This window comes from Ensifer sp. GW101-20A05 (assembly GCF_059424735.1).
This window is the reverse complement of the sequence record NZ_JBWKZT010000008.1, coordinates 123,626-147,619: the sequence shown is the minus strand read 5'-3', so window position 1 is coordinate 147,619 and position 23,994 is coordinate 123,626. Positions and strand designations below refer to the sequence as shown.

Sequence of the window (23,994 nt, the reverse complement as noted above, 5' to 3'; positions counted from 1 at the left end):
CCTGCCATGTCTTCGATTGCGGTTGTGATCTGCGCTTACTGCGATGAGCGCCGCCTACAACTGGGCGACGCTATTAACTCGGTATTGAAACAAGCGCGCAAACCTGATCGGCTCGTCGTCGTCATCGACCACAACGACGACTTGCTGCGGGACATGCGGACCTCTTACCCAGATGTCGAGGTGATCGCCAATGACGGGGCACAAGGCCTCTCGGGTGCGCGAAACACCGGCGTGCGTGCCGCCGCGCCCTGCGATATCGTTGCATTTCTTGACGACGACGCTGTCGCCGAAGCCGACTGGCTGCAACGGCTCGCGCTGCACTTTGTGGATCCAAACATTATCGGCGTCGGTGGCAAGGTGCTGCCACTTTGGCCAGATCAGCGACCGCGCTGGTTTCCAGAAGAATTCCAGTGGGTGGTCGGCTGCAGTTACAAGGGCCTGCCGAACAGGCTGAGCCCGGTTCGCAATCCGATTGGCTGCAACATGTCGTTCCGACGGACCGTCTTCGATGCCGTGGGCGGCTTTCGCGAGGGTCTCGGTCGCAGCGGCCAGGATGCCGCAGGGTGCGAGGAAACAGAGCTTTGCATTCGCGCCCGCCGGCACTTCCCGGCAGCAGTCATTCTCTACGATCCGCTAGCCGTGGTTCATCACCACGTTACCAGAGAACGGACGCGGTGGACCTACTTCCGCAGACGATGCCAGGCTGAGGGACGCTCGAAAAGTGCCGTGGTCGAGACCGCAGGGGCGGGCGACAAGCTTGGCGCCGAGCGTGCCTATGTTACCCGCACCTTGCCGGCTGGCGTCTTTCGCGGCTTGATGGACATGGTGACGCGACTTGACCCTTCGGGGCCGATGCGTGCGTTCACAATCGTCGCGGGGCTTATGTTTACGACGGCAGCCTATCTTGCCGCAAAATTCTCCAGACACTCAAGTCCTTTCCGCCCAATCAAAATCGTAGACATAGACCATACCAAGCCACTTCCGGCCATCGACCTTACCAGGCCGGGCGGCGATGGACCCTATGGCGGCGTTTTCTGTTTGATCCGCTCTGGCGCGCAGCCGCTCGCACTCGTCGAGTTGCAGCATTCTGGCCCCGTGATTGCGCCTACAGACTTGCTCGCGCAGATCGGCTCCGTGCGCTCCTTGCCTTCAGTTAACTCCTACCGTGCACCTACGCGTGAAAGAGTGGCGGTGTTGATTGCAACGCGTGATCGCGCAGAGAGCCTCGATCGCTGCCTCGCGTCGCTGTTTGATCAGACCCGCGCCCCCGAGGAGGTGCACGTTGTAGACAACGCTCCGGCCTCGTCGGCGACATTGGATCTGATTTCGACACATTACCCCGGACGAGTGCACTATGTGCTTGAGCCAACCCCGGGGCTCGGACGGGCACACAATACTGGCCTGCGCTACGTGTCCAGCGACATCGTTCTCTTTACCGATGATGACGTCGTGCTCGACCGACATTGGGTCGAAGCGATGGCAGCGCCGATGGAGGAGGATAAGGCTGTCGGTTGCGTGACCGGTTTGATCCTGCCAGCCGAACTCGAAACTCGGGCGCAGGTCTGGACGGAGCGGCATGGCGGCTTCGGGAAGGGGCTGCATCGTCGCGTTTACGATTTGGAGGCGAACCGTCCCAAAAGCATGCTCTTTCCCTTCACCGCGGGTCAATTCGGTTCAGGTGCCAACATGGCGTTCCGGGCAAGTGCGTTGCGCCGGGTTGGCGGCTTTGATCCAGCACTCGGTGCTGGAACGCTGGCGCGTGGCGGCGATGACCTTGCTGCCTTCTTCGCCATCGTTAGCGGCGGCTTTAGACTGGTTTACCAGCCTCAGGGCATTATCTGGCACTACCACCGCCGCGGCGAAGACGGCATGCGTCGGCAAGCCTTTTGTTATGGCATGGGGCTTGGCGCCTACCTGACGAAGATCGTTGTCGACGAGCCACGTCGGGCTATTCGGCTCGCTGCGGCATTTCCAGCAGGCATCTTACACATGGCCGGGCCGACGTCGCAGAAAACCGCGCGGCTACCGAGCGACTACCCGCTGCGGCTCGTCTGGATGGAGCGCCTTGGCATCCTTGCAGGTGTACCAGGCTATTTGCGCAGCCTGGCAAAACGTCGGCGCGACGATCAACCGCGCAATGGCATTGACGCAAGACGACCGGCAGAAAGAGAGGTCTGACATGCAAGCTATCCCGATCCTGGTCTATCACAGCGTCGGCCGTACTTGCGGCCCGGCCTATCGACGCTGGCTGGTGACCGAGCGGGAGTTGGACGCACATCTCCAGGCCCTGACGCAGCGCGGCTACCGCTCAATGACGGTTCGCGACCTTGCGCTATTGCGTTGCAGCGGACAACCGATCCCTCCGCGCACCTGCGTCATTACCTTCGACGATGGACTTCGCGACTTTGCCGAAGCCGCAATGCCAGTTCTGGTCGACCGGAAGTTTGCCGCCACACTCTATGTCACCACCGGTTTCGTGGGGGCGACCGCCCGATGGCTTGCGGATCTCGATGAAGGCAATCGCCCGATGCTCAACTGGACCGCGCTGCGCGACCTGCACGACGCCGGGATCGAGATCGGCGCGCACTCTGTAACTCATCCCGAACTTGACACACTGTCCTTTGCAAAGGCTACCAGCGAGCTTCGCGACAGCAAGAGGGCTCTGGAAGACGGGTTGGGCGCGGCAGTCACCACATTCGCATACCCGCATGGCTACGCGTCCCGCGCAACGCGCAGGATTGCAAAAGATGCTGGATACCGCGCCGCCTGCCGTGTTCGTCACGCGCTCAGCGACGAGACGGAAGATCTCTTCGCTCTTTCTCGCATTGTTGTCACCAGTGAAGTGACGCCAGACGCGCTCTTGGATATGATCGAGACGCCGCAGCTTCCCGTCGCGCCGCCAGCCGATCGGCTGATTGCCACCGGTTGGCGCGCAGCAAGACGCCTGCGCGCCTTGCACCGCTCGGTGTTTCCAAGGCGCCAAGTGGCCGGATCAGAAAGTGGGGCGTGATGCGTTCCTCGGGCTGGATCGGACTTGTCGCTGTCGGTGTCCTGTGGGCCGGGTCGGCGTCTGCGGCCGCGCCGGAAACCTCGGCGATCGACCCTCTATCCCAACACGATCGGTCTGAGGGCGGGCAACAGGTTGTCTTCCAGCCCAACCTCGGCCGGGCCTTGGCGCAACTGGCTGACCTCTACATTGCACGCAAGGTCGATGCCACGACCGTGGATCGTCTGCTCGGCGAGTATGAAGGTATGCTGCGCAATGCCGGGCCGGATGCGATTGTCGCGGTATCGCAGCCGAGAGGCTCGGGTGAGGTTGTCAACGAAGCGCCCGATGGCGCCCGCGTGCTTACTCTTTACGAACGTGCGGCGGCCTACGGCTATCGGGGCGCCCTGTTTGGTCTCGGTGATCTCTACAGTCGTGGCGAACTCGTGCCTCGCAACCCCGAAAAGGCATTTGCCGCTTATGCCGAGGCGGCAAATCAGGGGATCCCCGCGGCGCAGTTGCGGATGGCGGAATTGATGATCCGCGGTGAGGGCACGAAACGCGATGTGACGGCAGGCGAGGCGAGCCTGCGCGTGCTCGGTCAATCCGAAAATCCCAGCGTGCTGGAGCTCGTAGCTGAGCTTTGCCTTTCCGGACGCATACCGGAACAGACCGATATCGCGGTTTCGGCGCTGCGCAAGGCGGCAAATATGGGTTCCGCAAGGGCGCACTTCAGGCTCGGCGAACTCTACTACGCCGGAACAGTCCTGGTTTCGGACTATTCCGCCGCGCTTGTTCATTACCGTCTGGCTGCTGGACACGGAAATGTGGATGCAAAAGTTCGGATTGCCGAAATGCAGGCGCGCGGTCAAGGCATGGCCCGCGACGTGACGAAGGCGGTGCGCGAATTGCAGGCTCTGGCCGATCTCGGCGCGCCGATTGCCGACCTCTCCCTTGGAAGTCTCTATCTGAAAGGCGATGTCGTGCTGGCCGACCCGGTTCGTGCGGCAAAATACTTCCGTCAGGCCGCCGCCCGTGGCAGCGGGACGGCGCTGATGCAGCTTGGAGACCTCTATGCGGATGAGGGGGCGGTGACTGGCGACTATGGCCCAGCCGTTCAAAGCTATCAACAGGCCGCAGCGAACGGCAATCCAGGCGCGAGAGTACGGCTGGCGGAAATGAAGGCGCGAGGGCGCGGAATGCCGAGGGATCTTGCCGCGGCGACGACGGAACTGATGACGCTTGCAAGTGCAGGGGAGGCCGGTGCCTCTTTGGCGCTTGGCGATCTCTATGGCGAAGGGCGCGCGTTAGCCATCGAGCCCGCCAAAGCTCTGATCTACTATCGACAGGCCGCCGCTCAGGGCAGTGTCACGGCGTTGCTCCGGCTCGGGGAATTCCATTCGCAAGGCGAGTTATCCCGACCCGAGTACGGACGTGCGTTGGAATACTATCGTGCCGCAATCGCTAGGGGCAGCGTCAGTGCAAAGGTCCGGTTGGCAGAAATGACGGCCATGGGCCGAGGCGTGCCGCAGGATGTCGCCGCCGCCAAAGCCGAACTGGAAACCCTTGCAGCCCGCGGCGAGGGGGAGGCATCCCTTCTTTTGGGTGATTTCTACGCCCGTGGGGATGTCATGCCAGCCGATCCTGCCCAAGCCTGGCTCCACTATCGGCGTGCTGTCGATCAGGGAAGCGTCGCTGCGCTGACACGGCTTGGCGATCTCTACGCCGGCAACGGTAGGGCGAAGCCAGACTATACCCTCGCGCAGGACTACTATCGGAGCGCCGTCAGCAGAGGAAGCGTGAGCGCCCAGGTGCGGCTCGCAGAAATGGAGGCTCACGGGCAGGGGCTCGTTCGCAACGTATCGACGGCGACGCGAATTTTGACGTCGCTTGCCGAACGGAGTGAACCGGCTGCCGCCCTGAGCTTGGGTGATCTCTATTACTCCGGAGAAGTCACCCGGGCGGATCCGGCACGCGCAACCGGATATTACCAGCACGCTGCCGCGCTTGGAAGCATAACGGCCTTGCTTCGACTGGGCGATCTCTACCTCACCCAGGGCGCACTAACGGGCGACTATAGGGCCGCAAGAGTAAGCTATGAGCAGGCAGCGGCGAGGGGAAACGTCGGTGCGAAGGTGCGGCTCGCGGAAATGAAGGCGAGAGGACGCGGCACAACGCAGGACGTTGCAGCCGCGAAGGCAGAGTTGGATTCTCTCGCGTCGGCCGGGGACGCGGGCGCTTCGCTATCGCTCGGCAATCTGTACAGTGACGGACAGGCTCTGGCAGCCGAGCCAGCTCAGGCCCTCCTCTACTATCAGCAGGCAGTTGCACAGGGCAGTGTCACGGCGCTTCTTCGCCTTGGCGACCTTTATTCCGACGGTGAACGGACCGCCGCCGATTACGCGCGCGCCATCGAGTTCTATCGCAAGGCCGCAGATGCAGGAAACGTCAACGCAAAGATACGGGTGGCGGAGATGAAGTCGCGGGGGCGCGGCATCAACCAGGACATCGCCGCCGCGAAAGCCGGACTCGAGCAGCTCGCAGCAGCGGGCGAGGCAGATGCCTCACTGGCTCTCGGCGACCTCTATGGGAGGGGCGAAGTTGTCGCGTTCGATCCTGAGAAAGCTCTCAGCCAGTATCGGCGGGCTGCCGATGGGGGCAGCGTGACCGCCTTGATGCGGCTCGGCGACTTTTATTCACAAGGCCAACCGACGATGCTCGACTACGGGCTTGCGCAGGACTTTTACCGTCAAGCGGTCGGCCGGGGGAATGTGAGCGCCAAGATCCGGCTCGCCGAAATGCAAGCACGCGGGCAAGGTATTGCGCGGGACGTATCCGCCGCGACCCGGGAACTGACCGAGCTCGCGCAGCGGGGTGAGACGGCTGCCGCGCTGGCGTTGGGCGACCTTTATGGCAGGGGAGAAGCCGTACCGGTCAATCCGACGCAGGGTTTGCAATATTATCGCCAGGCGGCCACGCAAGGCAGCATGACTGCGTATTTGCGGCTTGGCGACCTCTATTCCGCCGGCACCACATCGGCGACGGATTATGCGGCAGCGCTAGACCACTACCGCCGCGCTGCTGAACGAGGGAATTTGGTGGCGAAGGTTCGGCTCGCCGAAATGAAGGCGCGCGGCCAGGGTATGGCGCCGGATGTCGCGTCGGCGACAAGCGAATTGACCGCCCTGACAAAAGGAGGAGAAAAAGCCGCAGCGATTGCGCTTGGCGAACTCTACAGCAATGGACAGGTCGTGCCTGCCGACCCAACCCTTGCTGCCGGCTATTATCGCCGCGCCGGAGAGCTTGGTAGCGTTGAGGCAAGGGTGCGGCTTGCGGAGATGGAGGCAAGAGGGCTGGGCGTCAAGCAAGACGTGACGGCTGCCACCGCCGATCTGGCGGCGCTTGCCAAGGGAGGGGAGGCCAGCGCGTCCCTCGCCCTTGGTGATCTCTATGCCGAAGGAAAGGTCGTACCCCAAGATCCATCAGCCGCCGTCAACTACTATAGGCAGGCGATCTCGCAGGGAAGCGCCACCGCACATCTTCGCTTGGCCAATCTTTACTCTGCTGGCGGTCTTTTGGCGACGAACTACGCCGGAGCATTCGACCAATATCGCCAGGCGGCAGAGCGTGGCAGCAACGAGGCAAAGATCCGGATGGCTGAAATGACGGCGCGGGGCCAGGGGACTGCCCGCGACGTAGCAACGGCAACGCGTGAATTGATTGCGCTCGCCGACAGGGGAGAGACCGCCGCTGCGATCTCGCTTGGGGACCTTTATGGCGCGGGAGACGTGGTCCCAGCCGATCCGGTGAGAGCGCTGCATTACTACCGGCAGGCCGCCCAGAACGGCAGCATTACCGCGTTGCTGAGACTGGGGAGCTATTACTCCGAAAGCGGGTCGCCAGTGGCGGACTTTGCTCTGGCGCAAAACTATTATCGGCAGGCTGCCGGTCGGGGGAACACAGAGGCCGCAGTCCGGCTCGCCGAAATGAAGGCTCGGGGACAGGGCATGGCGCGGGATGTGGCATCGGCCACACAAGAATTGGCTGCCCTGGCCGAAAAGGGAGAGACGGTAGCCGCGCTTTCTCTCGGTGAGCTCTATCGCCAGGGGGACGTTGTGCAAGCCGACCCTGGGCGCACGGTCAAGTACTATAGCCAGGCGGCCGAGCGCGGCAGCGTGACGGCGATGATACGTCTCGGCGAGTTTTACTCCAAGAGCCAGACGGCCATGACTGACTACGCTCGCGCGCAAAACTTCTACCGTCAGGCGGCAAGCCAGGGGAGCGTTGAGGCGAAGGTCCGGCTTGCGGAAATGAAAGCCCGAGGCCTTGGCGTTCCGCAGGACCTCGCGGCGGCCCAGGCCGAGCTTAAAAGCCTTGCTGCATCCGGCAGACAGGAGGCTTCACTGGCATTGGGTGATCTTTATGGTGACGGAAAAGTTGTGCCGGCTGATCCCGCGCAAGCAGTGCAATATTTCCGGCAAGCCGCGTCGCAAGGCAGCACAACGGCGAATGTTCGATTGGGCGACCTCTATTACGCGGGCAAGGGGGTGAGGACGGACTTTGCGGCCGCCTTCGATCACTATCGCCGCGCGGCAGAGCGCGGCAATTTGGAGGCCAAGGTTCGGCTTGCGGAAATGCGGGCGCAGGGCAAGGGCATCCCCCAGGACCTCTCCGCTGCCAAGACCGAGCTGGAAAACCTTGCCGCGCGCGGCGGGGCCGAGGCGTCGCTTGCCGTCGGCGATCTTTATAGCAAGGGCGAGGCGGTGCCGGCCGATCGCGCCCGTGCGGCGGACTATTATCGACAGGCCGCCGCGCAAGGCAATGTCGCCGCATTGCTGCGGCTTGGGGATTTCTATTCGCAAAGCGAGGCAGCCACGACCGACTTTCCGCTGGCCCAAAGCTACTACCGCCGGGCGGCAGAACAGGGCAACGTCGAGGCGAAGATACGGCTTGCAGAGATGCGGGCCCGAGGCCAAGGTGGAGAGCAGAACATGGAGGCCGCCAGTGCCGATTTGGCGGCGCTTGCCGACAGAGGCGAAGCCAGCGCTGCACTCGCCCTTGGCGATCTCTATGGACGTGCAGGCGTGATGCCCAATGATCCGATCCGGGCCGCCCACTACTACGAACAAGCCGCAAAGCAAGGGAGTTTGACGGCGCTGCTGCGGCTCGGCGACGTTTATCGAGGTCGCGAACCAGGCAAGGCCTTCGCCGCCTTTAGCGCAGCGGCCAAGCAGGGTAGTCTAGACGGCAGCCTGCGTGTTGCGGAGCTGACGATCCGTGGCGAAGGAACGTTACGCGATGTCCCGCAAGGCGTTGCGACGATGCGATCGCTCGCCGAAAGTGACAATCGGAACGTACTGGAAGCGCTGGCCGACCTCTGCTTGTCCGGTCGCGTGCCGATGCAGCCGGAACTCGGCATCACAACCTTGGAGCGCGCTGCGCGCCTCGGCTCGGTGCCGGCGCATGTACGGCTCGGCGATCTCTACGCCGCCGGGGATGCCGTAACGGTCAACTATGCTCTCGCACTAGAGCACTATCGCCAGGCGGCTGATCAAGGCAGCCTGGAGGCGAAGGTGCGGCTCGCTGAAATGAAGGCACTCGGCCGGGGCATGGCTCCCGACGCGGGAAGCGCCACCGGCGAACTGGCGATGCTTGCCGCCCAAGGTGAAGCGGGCGCGGCCTACTCTTTGGGCGACCTTTACGCCAAGGGCCAAACGGTGCCATCTGATCCGCTGCGGGCTCGGCAATATTACCAGCAAGCCGCAGATCAAGGCAACGTGAGGGCCATGTTGAGGCTTGGTGACGGCTATCGGTCGGACGATCCAGTTAAGGCGCTTGCGGCCTATAGCACCGCAGCAGATCAAGGCAACCTGGAAGGCCAGCTACGTGTCGCCGAACTGACAATCAGGGGCGAGGGGACACAACCAGATGTGAATGCCGGCATGGCGGAGCTTCGTGCACTCGGAGCAAGCGAGAGCCCGGATCTCCTGGTCACACTCGCCGAACTCTACCTCTCCGGACGTATCCCATTGCAGCCAGCGCCTGCCGTCGCGGCGCTTGAGAAGGCGGCCCATTTGGGATCCGTCCGGGCGCATCTACGGCTGGGCGACCTTTATTCCGAGGGAGATGATGTAAAGGCGGACTATAGCGCTGCGCTTGAGCACTATCGCCAGGCAGCCGGGCAGGGCGATGTGGACGCCAAAATACGCCTTGCCGAAATGGAAGCCCGCGGCCAGGGCATAAAGAAGGACGTCGCTTCGGCGGTCAATGTGCTTTCATCGCTGGCGGCCGAGGGCTCAGCTTCCGCCCTGCTCTCCCTCGGTGACATTTACGGCGGGGGGCAAGTTACTGCGCAAGATCCGAAGCTGGCTGTGAAACATTATAAGGCCGCAGCGGAGCAGGGTAGCGTTTCAGCGATGCTCAGACTCGGTGATGCCTACAACAACGGACGTCTTGTCCCGCGTAATACGAAGGAGGCCGAAAGGTACTACCAGATGGCCTTCGAAACGGGGAACCCGGGTGCCAATGTGGCGCTCGGCCGCTTCAAGGCGTTGACAAAGACACGCAAGAATGCAGCTGCGGGCATGGCCTTGCTCCAACGCTCCGCAGACGAGAAAGTGGTCGGAGCATCATCGGTTGTCGCTGAGGCCCTATTTTACGGTCAAGGCGTCACGCGCAGCAGCAAGAAGGCTCTCGCCGTCCTGCAGAAAGCTGCCAAGGAGGGCGATCGGATTGCGGCAATCGATTTGATCGAAGCCTATCGTGATGGCAAGCGCGATGGCCGCACGCAACTCGTAAAAAGGGACAACGCGAAAGCGAAGTCGGTCTTGCTCGCGTCGGCCGACCTGCTCTCGGGCCCCGAAAAGAGCATTCAAACCTTTCTGTTGGATGCCTCGACGGCAAAAGCCAGCGCGTTTGCGGCGCTCAGCAACAGGTTTAAGTCCCTGACACAACCGGAACGCCAAAGGGTCGTGCGTGATTTGGCAAGGACCAACCCTCGACTGTTTGCCTACCTGATAGAAGCACAATTGCGCCAAAACGGTGTGCGCGTCGGGCCGGTTGACGGACGGCTTAACGCGGCCGCCCAACGGGCAATGGCCCGGCAATGCCGCACGCTTCTACCGGGGCGCCAATGCAATCAAGGTCTCTCGACGCCGCGGGTCGTTGAGACGCTTGCCCAGATGTTCTGAAGCAATCTCGCGATCGGGGGAAGCCCGTCTTCCCGTGCGACCCTGATCGCCACTGCCTGTAGAGGCCGGCTGCGGCTGCCAACGCCTTTCTAGGGGCCCTGAAACTGAAGATTTTCCTTGAGCAGGATCTCGATGCGAATCCTCTCCTGCGAAGCCAGCAACTCGCGATGATCTGCGCGAGCGCGCATGATGCGCAGTGCGCTTCTGACCGCATGGCCGGGGTCCTGGGCGATCAGGGCATCAATGCGTTCGTCCATCAACGCCCGCTCGCTGAACGGCGTGCGCTCGTGAGCAACGACGGTGAGCTGACGCGAGCCCTGCGCATTCCAGACCGCCGTTAACGGCGCTCGCGCCTCGGAACTCAGCACATAGACGGCAAGCGTATCGGGGTTGTGTTGCAACGTCCTGTTGATGATCAATTCGGCGCGTTTCTCGTCGGCATAGGTTTCGAGCGAAGGCAGACACTGGAGATGCGGAAACTGCGCATTGATGATGCTGTCGAAGCCGAGACGGCGCTGGATGCTGTCGAGTGCCATCATGGTTTCCGCCACGACCATGATCTTGCCGGGCTGGTTGCCGATGAAGCGGCCTGCGATCTTGCCGGCCGTGGCGCCGGCCGCGAAGTTGTCGATGCCGACATAGTCGGCCCTTTCCAGCCGTTCCTGGCCTGACAGGAACTGCACGACCCTCACGTCTCGTTCCACGAGCCGCACCAGCGCATCGCGAACCTGTGGCGATTCCGGTGCCATCACCGCGACGCCATCGACAGTTTCGTGATCGACGAGGCTCAGATACTTGGCGACGTGGTGCGGGTCTGCCATCGGGATCTGCACGGCCTCGACCTCGGTGGAATCGGCGCGCAGCGCGTCGCGTGCCTCGGTGACGCGCCCAATCAGTTCGCTCAGATACTGGTCGCCGGAGACGGGAAGGACGAAGCGAAACCGGTAGGTCTTGTTGCGCGCAAGTGCTACCGCCGCCGGGTTCCTGACGAAGCCGATGCGCTCGATGGCGTCGTTGACCTTGCGGAAAGCCTTCTTGCTGACATTCGGCCGGTCGTTCAGCACGCGGTCAACCGTGGCCAGGCTCACGCCGGCTGCCTCTGCCAGATCTTTCGCGGTAGGGCGCATGCAATCGCTTTTCTTTGCTCTCGATCCTTCAGGGCGATTCCTCCAACAAAAGCAATCGAAAAGCAAGAATTGATGTGCGCACCTCAAAAATTTGCTTGCATTGAGGTGCGCACCTCAATATTAATAGTGCTGTGGCCGGCAGAGGAGTGCGTGAGGCCACGGAGCGATGCGAGGGAGGCCTGCCCACGAAGAAACGTCGCTTTGCGCCCGCTATTCGCCACAGGCGTTTTCAGCTTCCGATGGAGGTCGGGAGGAAGGGGAGGAGGCCCCAGCTATGGAACTTCGTCATTTCAAATCATTGGCCGCATTGGGTGCCCTGCTGGCGGCAAGTGTCGCAAACACCGGCCACGCAAGTGCAGCCGAGCTGACGCTCTGCTGGGCGGCATGGGATCCGGCAAATGCCCTGGTCGAACTCAGCAAGGATTTCGAGGCCAAGAGCGGCATCAAGATGAAATATGAGTTCGTGCCATGGCCGAACTTCGCCGACCGCATGCTGAACGAGCTGAACTCCGGCGGCAAGCTGTGCGACCTCATGATCGGCGACAGCCAGTGGATCGGCGGTGCGGCTGAAAACGGCCAGTACGTCAAGCTCAACGATTTCTTCGACAAGGAAGGGATCAAGATGAGCGACTTCATCCCCGCAACCGTCGTCGGCTATGCCGAGTGGCCGAAGAACTCACCAAACTACTGGGCGCTGCCGGCATTCGGCGACGTCGTCGGCTGGAGCTACCGCAAGGACTGGTTCGCCCGCCCCGAATTGCAGGCGGAATTCAAGAGCAAGTACGGCCGCGACCTTGCTGTGCCGAAGACCTTTGCCGAACTCAAGGACATCGCCGAATTCTTCCAGAAACGGGAGATCGACGGAAAGACGGTCTATGGTGCTGCCATCTACACCGAGCGCGGATCCGAAGGCATCACCATGGGTGCGATGGACGTGCTCTACAGCTTCGGCTTCGAGTATCAAAACCCCGACAAGCCCTACGAGCTCGAGGGATACGTGAATTCCGCCAAGGCGGTGAAGGGGCTGGAATTCTATAAGGCGCTCTACGACTGCTGCACGCCGCCTGGGCATTCCGACGCCTACATGTCCGAGGACATCGACGCCTACAAGTCAGGCCAGGTTGCCCTTCACATGAACTTCGCCTTTACCTGGCCCGGCATCAATGCCGATGCCAATGTGGGCGGCGACAAGTCGGGCTATTTCCCGAACCCGGCCGGTCCCGATGGCGTTGCCTTCGCGCAGCTCGGCGGCCAGGGCATCTCCGTAGTCTCAGCGTCCGAGAAGCAGGATGATGCCCTCGCCTACATCAAGTGGTTCGCCCAGCCGGAAATCCAACAGAAGTGGTGGCAGATGGGCGGCTATTCGGCGCTGCGCAAAGTCGTCGAAGATCCTGGTTTTGCAACCAGTCAGCCCTATGCCCAGACCTTCCTCGACTCCATGGCGATCGTGAAGGACTTCTGGGCTGAGCCCTCCTATGCCTCGCTGCTTCAGGCGACGCAGAAGCGCTTCCACGACTATGTGGTCGCCGGCCAGGGTTCTGCGCAGGATGCACTCGACGGTCTCGTCAAGGACTGGACGCAGATCTTCGACGACGAAGGCAAGTACTGACCGCCATCAGGCCATGGCTGTGCACCTCCCAGCGCGCCATGGCGCGACACGGAGCCGGGGATTTTCCCCGGTTCTGTCGCCGCCTTCTGCATGGTTCCTTCGATCGTGGTCGATTGAAGGACGAAAACATGCAGCAATTCAAAGTGCTGCAGCGGCCTTTGCGCCTCGATTGAGAGGCGCGGCGCGGCAGTCAAATGAGGGAACTACCCATGCTGAAATCAACAGTGGACCGGGTCGCCGGAGCGACACCGCATGCCCTTGCCAAACGGGTCCGAGGTCTCTCGGATCGGTCGCTGGCCTGGCTGTTCGTTGCCCCGTCCATCGTCCTGCTTCTCGCGGTCAATATCTTTCCGCTGATCTGGACGGTCCGACTGAGCTTTACGAATTTTCGCGTCAACAGGCCGAATGCCGAGGTCCAGTTCATCGGGCTCAAGAACTACCTGAGCATCCTGTCCGACAAGGACATCTGGCTGACCATGCAGGCGACGGCCCATTTCCTGATCTGGACCATCGTCCTTCAGGTGCTCATCGGCTTTTCCCTTGCCTACCTGATCAACAAGAAGTTCCGCGGCAACGATCTGTGGACCACGATCATCGTTCTGCCGATGATGCTGAGCCCGGCCGTGGTCGGCAATTTCTGGACCTTCCTCTACCAACCACAGATCGGTCTCTTCAACTACGCAGTCGGTTTCCTGACAGGGGCTGATCCCTCGAGTTTCTCGATGATCGGCGATGTGTCGCTTGCCCCTTGGGCAATCATCATCGTCGACACCTGGATGTGGACGCCCTTCGTGATGCTGATCTGCCTTGCGGGCCTTCGCTCCATTCCGAGCAGCATCTATGAGGCCGCCGAATGCGACCGCGCCAGCAAATGGCGGCAATTCTGGACGATCACCATTCCGCTCGTACTGCCGTTCCTGATGCTCGCCGTGCTCTTTCGCGGCATCGAGAACTTCAAGATGTTCGATCTCGTCGTGCAGCTGACGGGCGGCGGACCGGGATCGATCACCGAACTCACCTCGATCAACCTGAAGCGTGAAGCTTTCGAGAAGTGGCGCACCGGCTACGCATCCGCCTACGCCGTCATCCTCTTCGTCACCGTCTTCGGCCTGGCGTCGATCTACGTCAAAGCCCTGAACAAGGTCAAACAACGATGAGCTATTCCGTTACCGAGCCGTCGCAACGGCAAAAGTGGTTCGCCGGGATCCTGGTCGTTGGCTATGCGCTGATCACGATCCTGCCGCTTGTCTGGATCATCGCGACGAGCTTCAAGTCGCCGGCCGACGCGATCGCCTATCCGCCCAAGACCTTCTTTACGCCGACGGTGGAAGGCTATGTCAACGTCTTCACGACGCGCACCCGGCTTACCGAGGAGCAGTTAAAGGCGGTCGGCGAGCCGCAGACCTGGTATGAGCGGCTGGTTCGCAAGGATGGCCTCGTCATCTCGGGTCCGTCGCGCTTTGCCGAGCGCTTCACCAATTCGGTGATCATCGGCTTCGGCTCGACCGTGCTCTGCATCGTGCTCGGCACGGCCGCCGCCTACGCCTTCTCGCGCTTCAAAGTTCCGCTGAAGGACGATCTGCTGTTCTTCATTCTATCGACGCGCATGATGCCGCCGATCGCCGTCGCCATCCCGATCTTCCTGATGTTCCGGTCGTTGGGCTTGAACGACACCCATGCGGGCATGATCCTGCTCTACACGGCCGTCAACCTGTCGCTTTCGGTCTGGCTGCTGAAGGGCTTCATCGACGAGATCCCGGTCGAGTACGAGGAGGCGGCGCTCATCGATGGCTACACGCGGTTCCAGGCCTTCTATAAAGTGGTGTTGCCGCAGGCGGCGACGGGCATCGCCTCAACCGCGATCTTCTGCCTGATCTTTGCCTGGAACGAATACGCCTTCGCGGTGCTTTTGACCTCGGGCAATGCCCAGACGGCGCCTCCCTTCATTCCAACCATTATCGGCGTCAGCGGTCAGGACTGGCCGGCGGTTGCCGCCGGGGCGACCCTGTTCCTCGTGCCGGTCATGGTCTTCACCATTCTTCTGCGCAAACACCTGCTGCGCGGCATCACCTTCGGAGCCGTACGAAAATGACAAGATTTTTCAATGGATTGCTGCATTTGCGCCGCGGTGCGTGGGAAATGCTGGCATCGGCCCTGATCGCAGCGGGCGTCTTCATGCTCATGCAGCCCTTCGCTCTCGTGCTCTATTCCTGGTCCTTCGTCATAACCTTGCTGGGTACGGTGATGTTCATCATCGTCAGCCATTTTCCGGAGTAAGCCGATGGCGCAGATCAGAATTCAGAATGTGCGCAAGGAGTTCGGCGCCTTCACCGCGGTGCGCTCCTCGAGCTTCACCATTGAGGATGGCGAGTTTTTCATGCTGCTCGGCCCATCCGGCTGCGGCAAGACGACGACCTTGCGCATGATGGCCGGCCTGGAACTGCCGACGAGCGGCGAGATCTTCATCGACGGTGAAGAGGTCGGGATGAAACCGGCCAGCAAGCGCGATATCGCCTTCGTCTTCCAGATGTTTGCACTCTATCCGCATATGAACGTGCGCAAGAACATCTCCTATCCGCTGGTCAGCCAGGGCTTGCGCGGCGAGGAAGTCAGGTCGCGCGTCGCCGAAGTCGCCCGCATTCTCAAGATCGAGACCATTCTCGACAAGCCCGTCGGCGGCCTTTCGGGCGGCGACCGCCAGCGCGTCGCGCTCGGGCGCGCCATCGTGCGTCGCCCCAAGGCCTTCTTCATGGACGAACCCCTCGGCGCACTCGATGCCGAGTTCCGTGAACACATGGCCGAGGAACTGCGGGCACTGCACGACCGCATGGGCGCAACTACCGTATATGTGACCCATGACCAGCTCGAAGCGATGCAGATGGGCGACAAGATCGTCGTCATGAACCATGGGGTCGTCGAACAGTTCGGCAAACCGCAACAGATCTACGACTGGCCGGCGACGAAATTCGTCGCTCAGTTCATTGGTTCTCCGCCGATGAACTTCCTGGAGTTCGAAGGGATGATCGGCGTCGGTGGCGGTGCCATCGATCTCGGCGGCATTGAGGTCAAGGTGCCGACTTCGCGGGAAGGACGAGCCGGAAGGCTGACGCTTGGCGTCCGGCCGGAACATGTGAAGTTCGTCAGTGACGGCGGCTATCGGGGCCGCGTGAGCGCTGTCGAATATCTCGGGACCACCCAGATCGTGACGCTCGCAACGAGCCACGGCCACCTGAAGGCACGCATTTCATCGGGCCACCGGGTTCAGGAAGGCGAGCAGATCGGCCTCGATTTCGATGCGAGAACGCTTTCGGTTTTCGATGCGGAAACCGGCAAGGTGCTGTTATCCGACGGCAATCAAGGAGTGCTGAGACATGGCTGAAGTCGTCTTGGAAAACGTGACGAAGACGTTTGCTGGTACGGTTGCTCTCGATAGTCTCTCACTGACGGTTCCGGACGGTTCTTTCGTCGTGCTGCTCGGGCCGACCGGTGCTGGAAAGACGACGACACTGAGAATGGTCTCCGGCTTGGACACCCCCGATCGCGGCGAGGTCTATATCGACGGAGCACCAGTGAAAGGGCTGGCGCCTGCCGAACGCAACGTAGCCATGGTCTTTCAACAATACTCGCTCTACCCACACCTCACGGTTCGTCAGAATCTGGAGTTCCCGCTGAAATCTCCGCTGTTGAAGACGCCGAGGGAAGAGATAGACCGGAAGGTGAGGGAGGTTGCCGAGGTTCTCCAGATCGCGCACAAGCTCGATAACAAGGCAACGACATTGTCAGGTGGAGAGATGCAGCGCGTTTCCATCGGTCGTGCCCTTGTCCGAGACCCGCAGATATTCCTCATGGACGAGCCGTTGAGTTCGCTCGACGCCAAGCTCAGGGCCGATCTTCGCATCGAGCTCAAGCGCATCCAGGCAAGGTCGGGCGCTACCCTGCTCTACGTCACCCACGATCAGATCGAGGCGATGACGATGGCGACCCATGTCGGGGTGCTGAATGAGGGCAAGCTCGTGCAGTTCGGCTCGCCGCGCGCGGTGTATGAGCAGCCGGTCAGCGTCTATGCGGCGACGCGGCTGGGACAGCCACGGATCAATGTGCTTCCGGCAGACATTTTTGCCGGCGCCCCCTTAGGCGCGGCAAGCATCGGCCTCAGACCCGAGCACATCCAACAGGGTGCGGGGGAGGATGCTCTGGTCAAGCGCGTCGAGCACTTGGGCGACCAGACGCGTCTGCATCTGACCTTCAGGAAACACGATCTCATCACCGTCACGGACGCCCACACACCGCTCCGGGGCGGTGAAACGATCAAGATTCAACCTTTAAAGCCGCTCTACTTCGATGCGGCAGGCATGCGTTTGGCTTAAGGAGCTCGATATGGCGCAATTCATCAATAAGCGGGAAGATGTCGTGACAGAAGCGATCGACGGTGTTCTGGCCCTGTCCGGCGGCGCGCTGACCCGCCTTGACGGCTATCCGCATATCCGGGTCGTGTTGCGCAGCGACTGGGATAAATCGAAGGTCGCGATCGTCTCAGGCGGCGGTTCCGGTCATGAACCCGCTCATGTCGGCTTCGTTGGACACGGCATGTTGACGGCTGCGGTCTGCGGCGATGTCTTCGCTTCGCCGAGCGTCGACGCGGTTCTTGCCGGCATTCTCGCCGTGACCGGTCCGGCCGGATGCCTGCTCGTCGTCAAGAATTACACCGGCGACCGGCTGAATTTCGGTCTTGCGGCAGAGCGCGCCCGCGCCTTCGGGCTGAAGGTGAACATGGTGATCGTCGGCGACGATATCGCGCTGCCCGATCTGCCGCAGGCGCGCGGCGTTGCCGGCACTCTATTCGTGCACAAGATTGCCGGCGCACTCGCTGAACGCGGTGCCGATCTCGACACGGTGACGGCGGCAGCCAAGAAGGTCATTGCCGGCACGCACACCATCGGCATGTCGCTGGACACCTGCCGGGTTCCGGGGTCGCCAAAGGAAGAGCGGATACCGGAGGGCAAGGCGGAGCTCGGTCTCGGCATTCATGGCGAAGCCGGTGTCGAGCAGATCGACTTTGCAGGCGCTCGCGCATCGGTGGCGACCATGGTGGAGCGGCTGACAGCCGTCATGGGCGAAGGCGCGCACGTCGCGCTGATCAACAATCTGGGCGGTACCTCGGTGCTCGAAATGTCGGTGCTCGCCCACGACCTTATCAATCTGCCTCTCGGCAAGAGGATCACCCATACGATTGGTCCGGCGCCACTGATGACATCGCTCGACATGCAAGGCTTCTCGGTCTCGGTCTTTGCAGCGGATAAGGCGGAACTGGAACTCTTGAAGTTGCCGGTGGCGATCGCCGCCTGGCCGGGTGTGTCGGAGGTGCGGCCGATCGCCGTCAGCGCCTTGCCGGATGGTTTGACGCCGATCACGCCGATGGCATCCGACCATGGGGCGACGCGCGCATTCCTGATCGATTGCTGCAAGGTGTTGATTGCTGCGGAGCAGGATCTCAATGCTCTCGATGCAAAGTCTGGCGATGGCGATACGGGCTCGACGCTGGCGGGAGCCGCTCGCGCGCTGATAAACGCCATCGATCGGCTGCCACTTTCCGATCACACCCAGCTTTTGCGGGCGATCGGCCTGGAACTGAGCCAGACCATGGGCGGCTCCTCCGGCGTGCTGCTTGCCATTTTCTTCGCAGCCGCCGGCGACGGAGCATCCAGTGGTCTACCGATGCGCGAGGCGCTTCGAACCGGGCTTGCGCGCATGCAGGAGATCGGCGGTGCCAAGATCGGCGACCGAACGATGATCGATGCTCTGTCTCCGGCGCTCGATGCACTCGGCGACAGCGTGGTCGCGGCAGCGGCTGCCGCACGAACGGGGGCGAACTTCACCTCCACCTTGACGCGTGCCAAGGCCGGTCGCGCGGCCTATATCAATGCAAAGCAGCTCGAGGGCCATGTTGACCCCGGCGCCGAGGCCGTCGCCCGGCTGTTCGAGCATCTGGCGGCTTAGGTTGCCGCTATCGTTGATGCTATGCCGCCGAGCTTTGCGTTCGGCGGCGTAGGGCGCGTGTCGCCCGTCTATGTCTGATCGAAAACCCGCCACATCTCCTGTATGGATCGCGGGGCGACCCCAGGACATCATGGGGGCATCGAGCATTCCCAATCTCCGTCAGAGGCTACAATCACCGGGCGAGAGCAAGGACGGCCCGTTGCGGCGTCGAGCACGAGGCTGAGCGCGAAGCCCGCCAGATCGTGAGCAGAGCGGATCAGCTCGTCAACACGATGCGCGCCGCCGGGCAGGGCCGATCAGGCGGACTGATGATTGGACACCACAGCCCGATATCGGCTGGGAACCTTCGCGCCACACTGTTCGGGTGGCACGCCAGCAATCCTGATATCGATATCGATGTCGATGGAGTCGAGGCCGAGCGCGAGGACCTGATCAACGGGCTCAAGGATGGGATGGTCGACATCGCCATCATGATTGGGACGCGAGCTATCCGGGAATGAACCGCGCGACCTTCTGGAGCGAAAGGTTGCTCGTCGCAATGCCGGCAGCACACGCGCTGGCCGAGCGCGAATGGGTGCAATGGTATGATCTTCGAAATGAGACCTTCCTGCTGACTGCGAGTGATCCCGGCCCGGAGTCCCGCGATATGGTATTGGGCCGGCTGTCTGCATTTGGCACGCGCCCCAAGATCAAGATGCATGGGGTTAGCCGTGAGTCGATTATGAGCGTGCTCGGCGGCGGGCTTGGCGTGACGATTACGTGCGAAGGGGCGGCCGGCGCACAACGCTTCGGGAGGTGCATGGTTCGCATGGCCTCTGCCTAATGAACTATTCTGGTTATTGGCGAAAGGACAATACGAACCCAGCGCTACGTCACTTTCTCGCCTACGTGAGGAGCCGGTATTCGCTGACCTTTGATATTTCTTGAATGCGCATTCCTCCTGGCTGATAGAAGTTGACCGGCGTTCATCGCGCGCAAGGCTCTGGATACCAACCGGCCGCTTTTGCCTGCACGGGAGACGCGCTCGATACGCTCGCCGCGGCTGATATCCGCCTGGTATCCGTCGTTCACGTCACCCGGGCGTCGAGAGGCTGCATGGGGCATGAGATCAGCTCCGTGACGGGCGCCGACTCATTGACTTTCCCGGCCATTGGCCGTACATGAAGCCAAGGAGAATGATTATGGCCCAAACTGCAACACATCCGCCTCGCGGCCGAGTTCGTGGTGAGCGTCTGGAGGCGCGCGTTACGGCAGACCAGAAAAGCCTTATTGAGCGCGCTGCGGCCCTCCAAGGCCGGACAGTGACCGATTTTGTGCTGTCCAGCGTCCAGGAGGCCGCCCGTAGGGCGATCGAGGAGCATCAGCGTCTGGATCTGTCGGTTCGCGACAGCGAGACGTTCGTAGAAGCATTGCTCAACCCTCAGCCGGTCAATGCCCGTCTGCGTGACACGGTGCGCCGCTATCGGCAGGCAACCGGCGTCTGACGGGTGGGGGACGATATCGGAGAAGCGCTGCGGGTCGAGATCCTCGGCGCACAGCACGACAGATCTGCGTTCGAAAGTGGCGTCGAGCCGCTCGACCGGTATTTTCGCATTCAAGCGGGTCAGGATGCCCGCAAGAACATGGCCGCGCCTTTCGTCCTGGTACTGTCGGACGGTACGGTGGCTGGCTACTACACCCTTTCCTCGTCCGCTGTGAATCTCGGGGAGTTACCGGAAAAGGCAGTCCGGAAATTGCCACGCTACCCGCTCGTTCCGGCAACCCTTCTCGGCCGGCTCGCGGTCGATCGACGTCATCAAGGCAAGGGGTATGGCCGGTTTCTATTGGCGGATGCTCTCTTTCGGGCCGTGAGCAGCCAGATCGCATCCTTCGCGGTGGTCGTAGATGCCAAGGATGAAAATGCGCGCCGATTCTACGAGCGCGAGAGCTTTTTGCCGTTTCCCGACCAGCCGATGAAGCTGTTCCGGCCGATGGCGGACATCGAACAGTTGTTCAAATAAAAAGAGGGGAAGGGGATGGCCATTCTGGAAAGGGCGTGGGGCGGCGGGATATTTTCTCCTGCATATTGCCAAAGTGTTTTTCGCTGTGGTAACGTTCCCACAGGGTTCAGGTGATGGCTTGAAAAACATTGCCTGAGCTTTGGGAGGAAGCTTATGAACAACACGACTGGTCGAAGGGCGACCATTATCGACGTTGCCAAACGCGCAGGCGTTTCGAAGAGCACCGTCGCGCGTGTTCTCGGCGGCTCTGCCAATATTTCCGAGGAGGCACGCGATCGCGTCTTAAAGGCGGTCGCCGTCACCGGCTACGAGCCCAATCAGCTTGCCGTCGGCATGCGCTCCGGCCGGAGCGGCCTGCTCGGCATCGTTATTCCTGATATCACCAACCCGTTCTGGGCCGAAGTTGCGCGCGGAGCGCAGGATCGGGCGGCGAAGGACGACATTTCACTTCTCATCTTCTCGTCCGATTGGGATGCGCACAAGGAGGCAACCCACCTGCGCGCCCTGCGCCGGGCGCGCGTCGATGGCGCGATCATCAATCCCGTTGCGGATAATTTCGACGACCTCGACCGTTTTGGCATGCCCTTCGTATTCATCGGCTCCAGCGCCGAGCGCTTCCCCGATACGTTGAGCGTCGGCTCCGACATCGCTCAGGCGGTGCGGCTCGGCATGGATATTCTTGTCGAGCGCGGACACCCGGCGCCGGCATTGATGCTCGGCCCGAGGTCTCGTCTCGCGCGCGCCCGCTTCCTGCGCTCGGTCCACGAGCACTGCATCGCCCGCGATGTCGATCCCGAAGTCCTGATGGTCGAAGAGTCCGACTATACGGTCGAGGGCGGTCGCAGCGCGATGGCCCGCCTGCTTACGAAGCAGTGGAGAGGAAACCGCGCCGTGTTCGTCGCCAACGACCTGATGGCGCTCGGGGCCATGATAGCCGTTCGCGAGGCGGGGCTGAGATGCCCGGAGGACATCTCGATCCTGGGTTTCGACGGCATCCCGGCAGGCGCCTTTTCCTGGCCGGGCCTGACGACCATCGAAAAGCCCGGCCGGCAGATCGGCATTCGCGCGGTCGAATGCCTGATCGATCAGATCGCCGGTGGGCGCCAGCGTGAACGGATTTATCTGCCGTGCCGATTGGTGGAGCGCGGCTCGCTTGCCGACGTTTCGGCCTCGGCACCCGTGCGTGTGGCGGCAGGGAGGTAAGCAATGACGGTAAGCAACGAGCTTGTGGTGAACGCAACTATGTCACGAAATGGGAACGTTCCCAAAATTCGGCGCCAGGGCCTATCGAGGGGCATGCGGCAATGGTGGCCGTATTACCTGATGATGGCTCCTGGCCTGATCTTCTTCGTGATCTTTCACTACTTTCCGATCTGGGAAGCCAAGATCGCTTTCGAGCAGCTGCGCATCATCCCGCCGAACATATGGGTCGGTATCAAGCATTTCCAGACGCTGTTCTCGTCGCCAATCTTCTGGCAGGTGCTGGCGAACACGCTGATCCTGTCGACGATGAAGATCGTCTTCTTCTTCCCGGTCCCGATCATCACAGCGCTTTTGCTCAACGAGATCCGCGGTGGCGCTTTCCGTAAATTCATCCAGTCGGCAATCTACCTGCCGCACTTCCTCTCCTGGGTGGTCATCGCCGGCGTGTTCATCGCAGTGCTCTCGCCGAGCGACGGCGCGGTCAACGACATCATCGGCTTCTTCGGCATTCAGCCGGTGTCCTTCATGACCGACACCGGCTCAATCCGCTGGGTGCTGGTCTTCTCGGAGATCTGGCGATCGGCCGGCTGGGACAGTCTGCTTTATCTCGCCGCCATCATCGCCATCGATCAGGAGCTTTATGACGCGGCCGAGATCGATGGGGCGAACCGCTGGCAAAAGATCCGCTATGTCACCATTCCCGGGATCGTGCCGACGATTGCGACACTCTTCATCCTGAATGCCGGCATGTTCCTGAACGCCGATCTCAACCAAGTGATCAACTTCTCCAACGACGTCGTGCGCAGCAAGATCGATATCATCGACACCTATGTCTACCGCATCGGCCTGCAGACCGGCGAATACTCGCTGGCGACAGCGGCCGGCCTCTTCAAGGCCGTGCTCGGCATGCTGATGATCGTCGCAGCGCACCTTCTTTCCAAACGTCTTACCGGCAAGGGGGTATGGTGATGGCCGCCCACAACGTCCGCAGAACACCGCTTGAGCGGCTCGAATATGCGATCATCGTTTCGACGCTCTTGTTCCTCGTCGTCCTGACGGTCCAGCCGCTCCTCAACCTGCTCGCCATTTCGTTCTCCGACCCGGGCAAGGTCGCAGGGATGAGTGGCTTGACGGTCATCCCCAATGGGTTTTCGACCGAGGTCTGGGATCTGCTGATCAACAATTCCGCCGTTCAGAGGGGCCTCCTCAACTCAATCTTCATCACGCTCGTCAGCACGGTTCTTGGCGTCGTGCTGACGGCGCTGATGGCCTGGGCGCTTTCGCGTCCCGGTCTGCCCGGCCGGCGTATCATCTTCGTCTTCGTGCTGGTCACGATCGTCTTTGAGCCCGGCATCATCCCGGACTATTTCATCAACAAGCGCCTCGGCCTGCTCGACAGTTACTGGTCGCTGATCCTCTTCAAGGTGGTCAACGCCTGGTATCTGATCATCCTGGTGCGCTTCTTCGAGGAGGTGCCGAAGGAACTGATCGAGGCCTCCGAGCTCGACGGCGCCAATCCCTTCCAGATCTTCTGGTACGTGGCGCTGCCGCTCGCCAAATCGGCGCTTGCGACCATCGCGCTCTTCTATTTCGTCTTCCACTGGAACGAGTTCTTCCGGGCGATGATCTATCTGAATGACCAGTCGAAGTGGCCGCTGCAGGTCGTCCTGCGCCAGTTCGTGGTCGAGGGCGACAAGCTCGCCATGGTCGGGGTGGTCGAAAGCAACACCTACACGGGTGCGAGCCAAATCAACATCCGTGCGCTGAAGGCCGGCATGATCCTGCTCACCATCGCGCCGATCCTCGCGATCTACCCGCTCATCCTGAAGTTCTTCACCAAGGGCACCATGAGCGGTGCGCTGAAGGGCTGACGATGTCGAAC

At 61.6% G+C, this 23,994-nt stretch carries 18 protein-coding genes; 17 read left to right on the top strand and 1 reads right to left on the bottom strand.

Annotation, left to right across the window (positions count from 1 at the left end):
* Positions 1 to 6 precede the first annotated feature (6 nt).
* From AC070A_RS20585 to AC070A_RS20575, 3 genes are read left to right on the top strand one after another with little or no spacing between them, the layout of a single operon-like run.
* Positions 7 to 2,178: a glycosyltransferase family 2 protein gene (locus AC070A_RS20585; protein ID WP_492384246.1), complete on the top strand. Its 2,172-nt coding sequence runs from the start codon at positions 7 to 9 to the stop codon at positions 2,176 to 2,178.
* Positions 2,066 to 3,010, top strand: a complete 945-nt coding sequence (locus AC070A_RS20580) for a polysaccharide deacetylase family protein (protein WP_492384245.1) — start codon at positions 2,066 to 2,068, stop codon at positions 3,008 to 3,010. Before AC070A_RS20585 ends, AC070A_RS20580 begins: the two co-directional genes overlap by 113 nt.
* Positions 3,010 to 10,176 (top strand): tetratricopeptide repeat protein, encoded by a 7,167-nt coding sequence (locus AC070A_RS20575; RefSeq protein WP_494773584.1) that lies wholly within the window; start codon positions 3,010 to 3,012, stop codon positions 10,174 to 10,176. Before AC070A_RS20580 ends, AC070A_RS20575 begins: the two co-directional genes overlap by 1 nt.
* Before the next feature lie 89 nt (positions 10,177 to 10,265).
* On the opposite strand, the gene AC070A_RS20570 is transcribed toward AC070A_RS20575, so the two are convergent.
* Positions 10,266 to 11,303: a LacI family DNA-binding transcriptional regulator gene (locus AC070A_RS20570; protein WP_112995185.1), complete on the bottom strand. Its 1,038-nt coding sequence runs from the start codon at positions 11,301 to 11,303 to the stop codon at positions 10,266 to 10,268.
* A 274-nt stretch (positions 11,304 to 11,577) separates the two neighbouring features.
* Between AC070A_RS20570 and AC070A_RS20565 the strand changes: the two genes are divergently transcribed.
* The 14 genes from AC070A_RS20565 to AC070A_RS20500 all read left to right on the top strand — a co-directional run bounded on the left by AC070A_RS20565 (position 11,578) and on the right by AC070A_RS20500 (position 23,983).
* A complete protein-coding gene (locus AC070A_RS20565) occupies positions 11,578 to 12,912 on the top strand; it encodes an ABC transporter substrate-binding protein (protein ID WP_065372981.1) in 1,335 nt (444 codons plus the stop codon).
* 209 nt (positions 12,913 to 13,121) lie between these two features.
* The gene (locus AC070A_RS20560; protein WP_057249298.1) at positions 13,122 to 14,069 is read left to right on the top strand and encodes a carbohydrate ABC transporter permease; all 948 of its coding nucleotides are present in this window, start codon (positions 13,122 to 13,124) and stop codon (positions 14,067 to 14,069) included.
* Entirely contained in the window at positions 14,066 to 15,004 is a 939-nt protein-coding gene (locus AC070A_RS20555) for a carbohydrate ABC transporter permease (RefSeq protein ID WP_057249297.1), read from the top strand. Before AC070A_RS20560 ends, AC070A_RS20555 begins: the two co-directional genes overlap by 4 nt.
* Positions 15,001 to 15,189 (top strand): hypothetical protein, encoded by a 189-nt coding sequence (locus tag AC070A_RS20550; RefSeq protein ID WP_065372979.1) that lies wholly within the window; start codon positions 15,001 to 15,003, stop codon positions 15,187 to 15,189. Before AC070A_RS20555 ends, AC070A_RS20550 begins: the two co-directional genes overlap by 4 nt.
* Before the next feature lie 4 nt (positions 15,190 to 15,193).
* Complete coding sequence (locus tag AC070A_RS20545; RefSeq protein ID WP_113479851.1) at positions 15,194 to 16,291, top strand: ABC transporter ATP-binding protein; 1,098 nt, start codon at positions 15,194 to 15,196, stop codon at positions 16,289 to 16,291.
* Positions 16,284 to 17,279 carry an ABC transporter ATP-binding protein gene (locus AC070A_RS20540; protein WP_494773578.1) on the top strand — a complete coding sequence of 332 codons (996 nt, stop codon included), beginning with the start codon at positions 16,284 to 16,286 and terminating at the stop codon, positions 17,277 to 17,279. The genes AC070A_RS20545 and AC070A_RS20540 overlap by 8 nt, the downstream gene beginning before the upstream one ends.
* 10 nt (positions 17,280 to 17,289) lie before the next feature.
* Positions 17,290 to 18,909: a dihydroxyacetone kinase subunit DhaK gene (locus tag AC070A_RS20535; protein WP_492384243.1), complete on the top strand. Its 1,620-nt coding sequence runs from the start codon at positions 17,290 to 17,292 to the stop codon at positions 18,907 to 18,909.
* A 242-nt stretch (positions 18,910 to 19,151) separates the two neighbouring features.
* Positions 19,152 to 19,409 (top strand): substrate-binding domain-containing protein, encoded by a 258-nt coding sequence (locus tag AC070A_RS20530; RefSeq protein WP_218373921.1) that lies wholly within the window; start codon positions 19,152 to 19,154, stop codon positions 19,407 to 19,409.
* Complete coding sequence (locus AC070A_RS20525; protein WP_492384242.1) at positions 19,406 to 19,732, top strand: LysR substrate-binding domain-containing protein; 327 nt, start codon at positions 19,406 to 19,408, stop codon at positions 19,730 to 19,732. The genes AC070A_RS20530 and AC070A_RS20525 overlap by 4 nt, the downstream gene beginning before the upstream one ends.
* Positions 19,733 to 20,090: 358 nt before the next feature.
* Complete coding sequence (locus tag AC070A_RS20520; RefSeq protein ID WP_112995179.1) at positions 20,091 to 20,393, top strand: type II toxin-antitoxin system TacA family antitoxin; 303 nt, start codon at positions 20,091 to 20,093, stop codon at positions 20,391 to 20,393.
* Between the two features lie 3 nt (positions 20,394 to 20,396).
* Complete coding sequence (locus AC070A_RS20515) at positions 20,397 to 20,909, top strand: GNAT family N-acetyltransferase (protein WP_110879505.1); 513 nt, start codon at positions 20,397 to 20,399, stop codon at positions 20,907 to 20,909.
* Positions 20,910 to 21,062: 153 nt separating this feature from the next.
* A complete protein-coding gene (locus tag AC070A_RS20510; RefSeq protein WP_093234471.1) occupies positions 21,063 to 22,112 on the top strand; it encodes a LacI family DNA-binding transcriptional regulator in 1,050 nt (349 codons plus the stop codon).
* 120 nt (positions 22,113 to 22,232) lie between these two features.
* Positions 22,233 to 23,081, top strand: coding sequence for an ABC transporter permease (locus tag AC070A_RS20505; RefSeq protein WP_492384241.1), 849 nt, complete (start codon positions 22,233 to 22,235; stop codon positions 23,079 to 23,081).
* Positions 23,081 to 23,983: a carbohydrate ABC transporter permease gene (locus tag AC070A_RS20500; RefSeq protein WP_057249398.1), complete on the top strand. Its 903-nt coding sequence runs from the start codon at positions 23,081 to 23,083 to the stop codon at positions 23,981 to 23,983. The genes AC070A_RS20505 and AC070A_RS20500 overlap by 1 nt, the downstream gene beginning before the upstream one ends.
* The last annotated feature ends 11 nt before the right edge of the window (positions 23,984 to 23,994 follow it).

Coding starts and splice junctions, on each gene's coding strand:
- AC070A_RS20540 (WP_494773578.1), top strand. CDS start 16,284: ATGGCTGAAGTCGTCTTGGAAAACGTGACGAAGACGTTTGCTGGTACG.
- AC070A_RS20510 (WP_093234471.1), top strand. CDS start 21,063: ATGAACAACACGACTGGTCGAAGGGCGACCATTATCGACGTTGCCAAA.
- AC070A_RS20565 (WP_065372981.1), top strand. CDS start 11,578: ATGGAACTTCGTCATTTCAAATCATTGGCCGCATTGGGTGCCCTGCTG.
- AC070A_RS20560 (WP_057249298.1), top strand. CDS start 13,122: ATGCTGAAATCAACAGTGGACCGGGTCGCCGGAGCGACACCGCATGCC.
- AC070A_RS20525 (WP_492384242.1), top strand. CDS start 19,406: ATGAACCGCGCGACCTTCTGGAGCGAAAGGTTGCTCGTCGCAATGCCG.
- AC070A_RS20520 (WP_112995179.1), top strand. CDS start 20,091: ATGGCCCAAACTGCAACACATCCGCCTCGCGGCCGAGTTCGTGGTGAG.
- AC070A_RS20505 (WP_492384241.1), top strand. CDS start 22,233: ATGATGGCTCCTGGCCTGATCTTCTTCGTGATCTTTCACTACTTTCCG.
- AC070A_RS20500 (WP_057249398.1), top strand. CDS start 23,081: ATGGCCGCCCACAACGTCCGCAGAACACCGCTTGAGCGGCTCGAATAT.
- AC070A_RS20555 (WP_057249297.1), top strand. CDS start 14,066: ATGAGCTATTCCGTTACCGAGCCGTCGCAACGGCAAAAGTGGTTCGCC.
- AC070A_RS20575 (WP_494773584.1), top strand. CDS start 3,010: ATGCGTTCCTCGGGCTGGATCGGACTTGTCGCTGTCGGTGTCCTGTGG.
- AC070A_RS20570 (WP_112995185.1), bottom strand. CDS start 11,303: ATGCGCCCTACCGCGAAAGATCTGGCAGAGGCAGCCGGCGTGAGCCTG.
- AC070A_RS20535 (WP_492384243.1), top strand. CDS start 17,290: ATGGCGCAATTCATCAATAAGCGGGAAGATGTCGTGACAGAAGCGATC.
- AC070A_RS20585 (WP_492384246.1), top strand. CDS start 7: ATGTCTTCGATTGCGGTTGTGATCTGCGCTTACTGCGATGAGCGCCGC.
- AC070A_RS20550 (WP_065372979.1), top strand. CDS start 15,001: ATGACAAGATTTTTCAATGGATTGCTGCATTTGCGCCGCGGTGCGTGG.
- AC070A_RS20545 (WP_113479851.1), top strand. CDS start 15,194: ATGGCGCAGATCAGAATTCAGAATGTGCGCAAGGAGTTCGGCGCCTTC.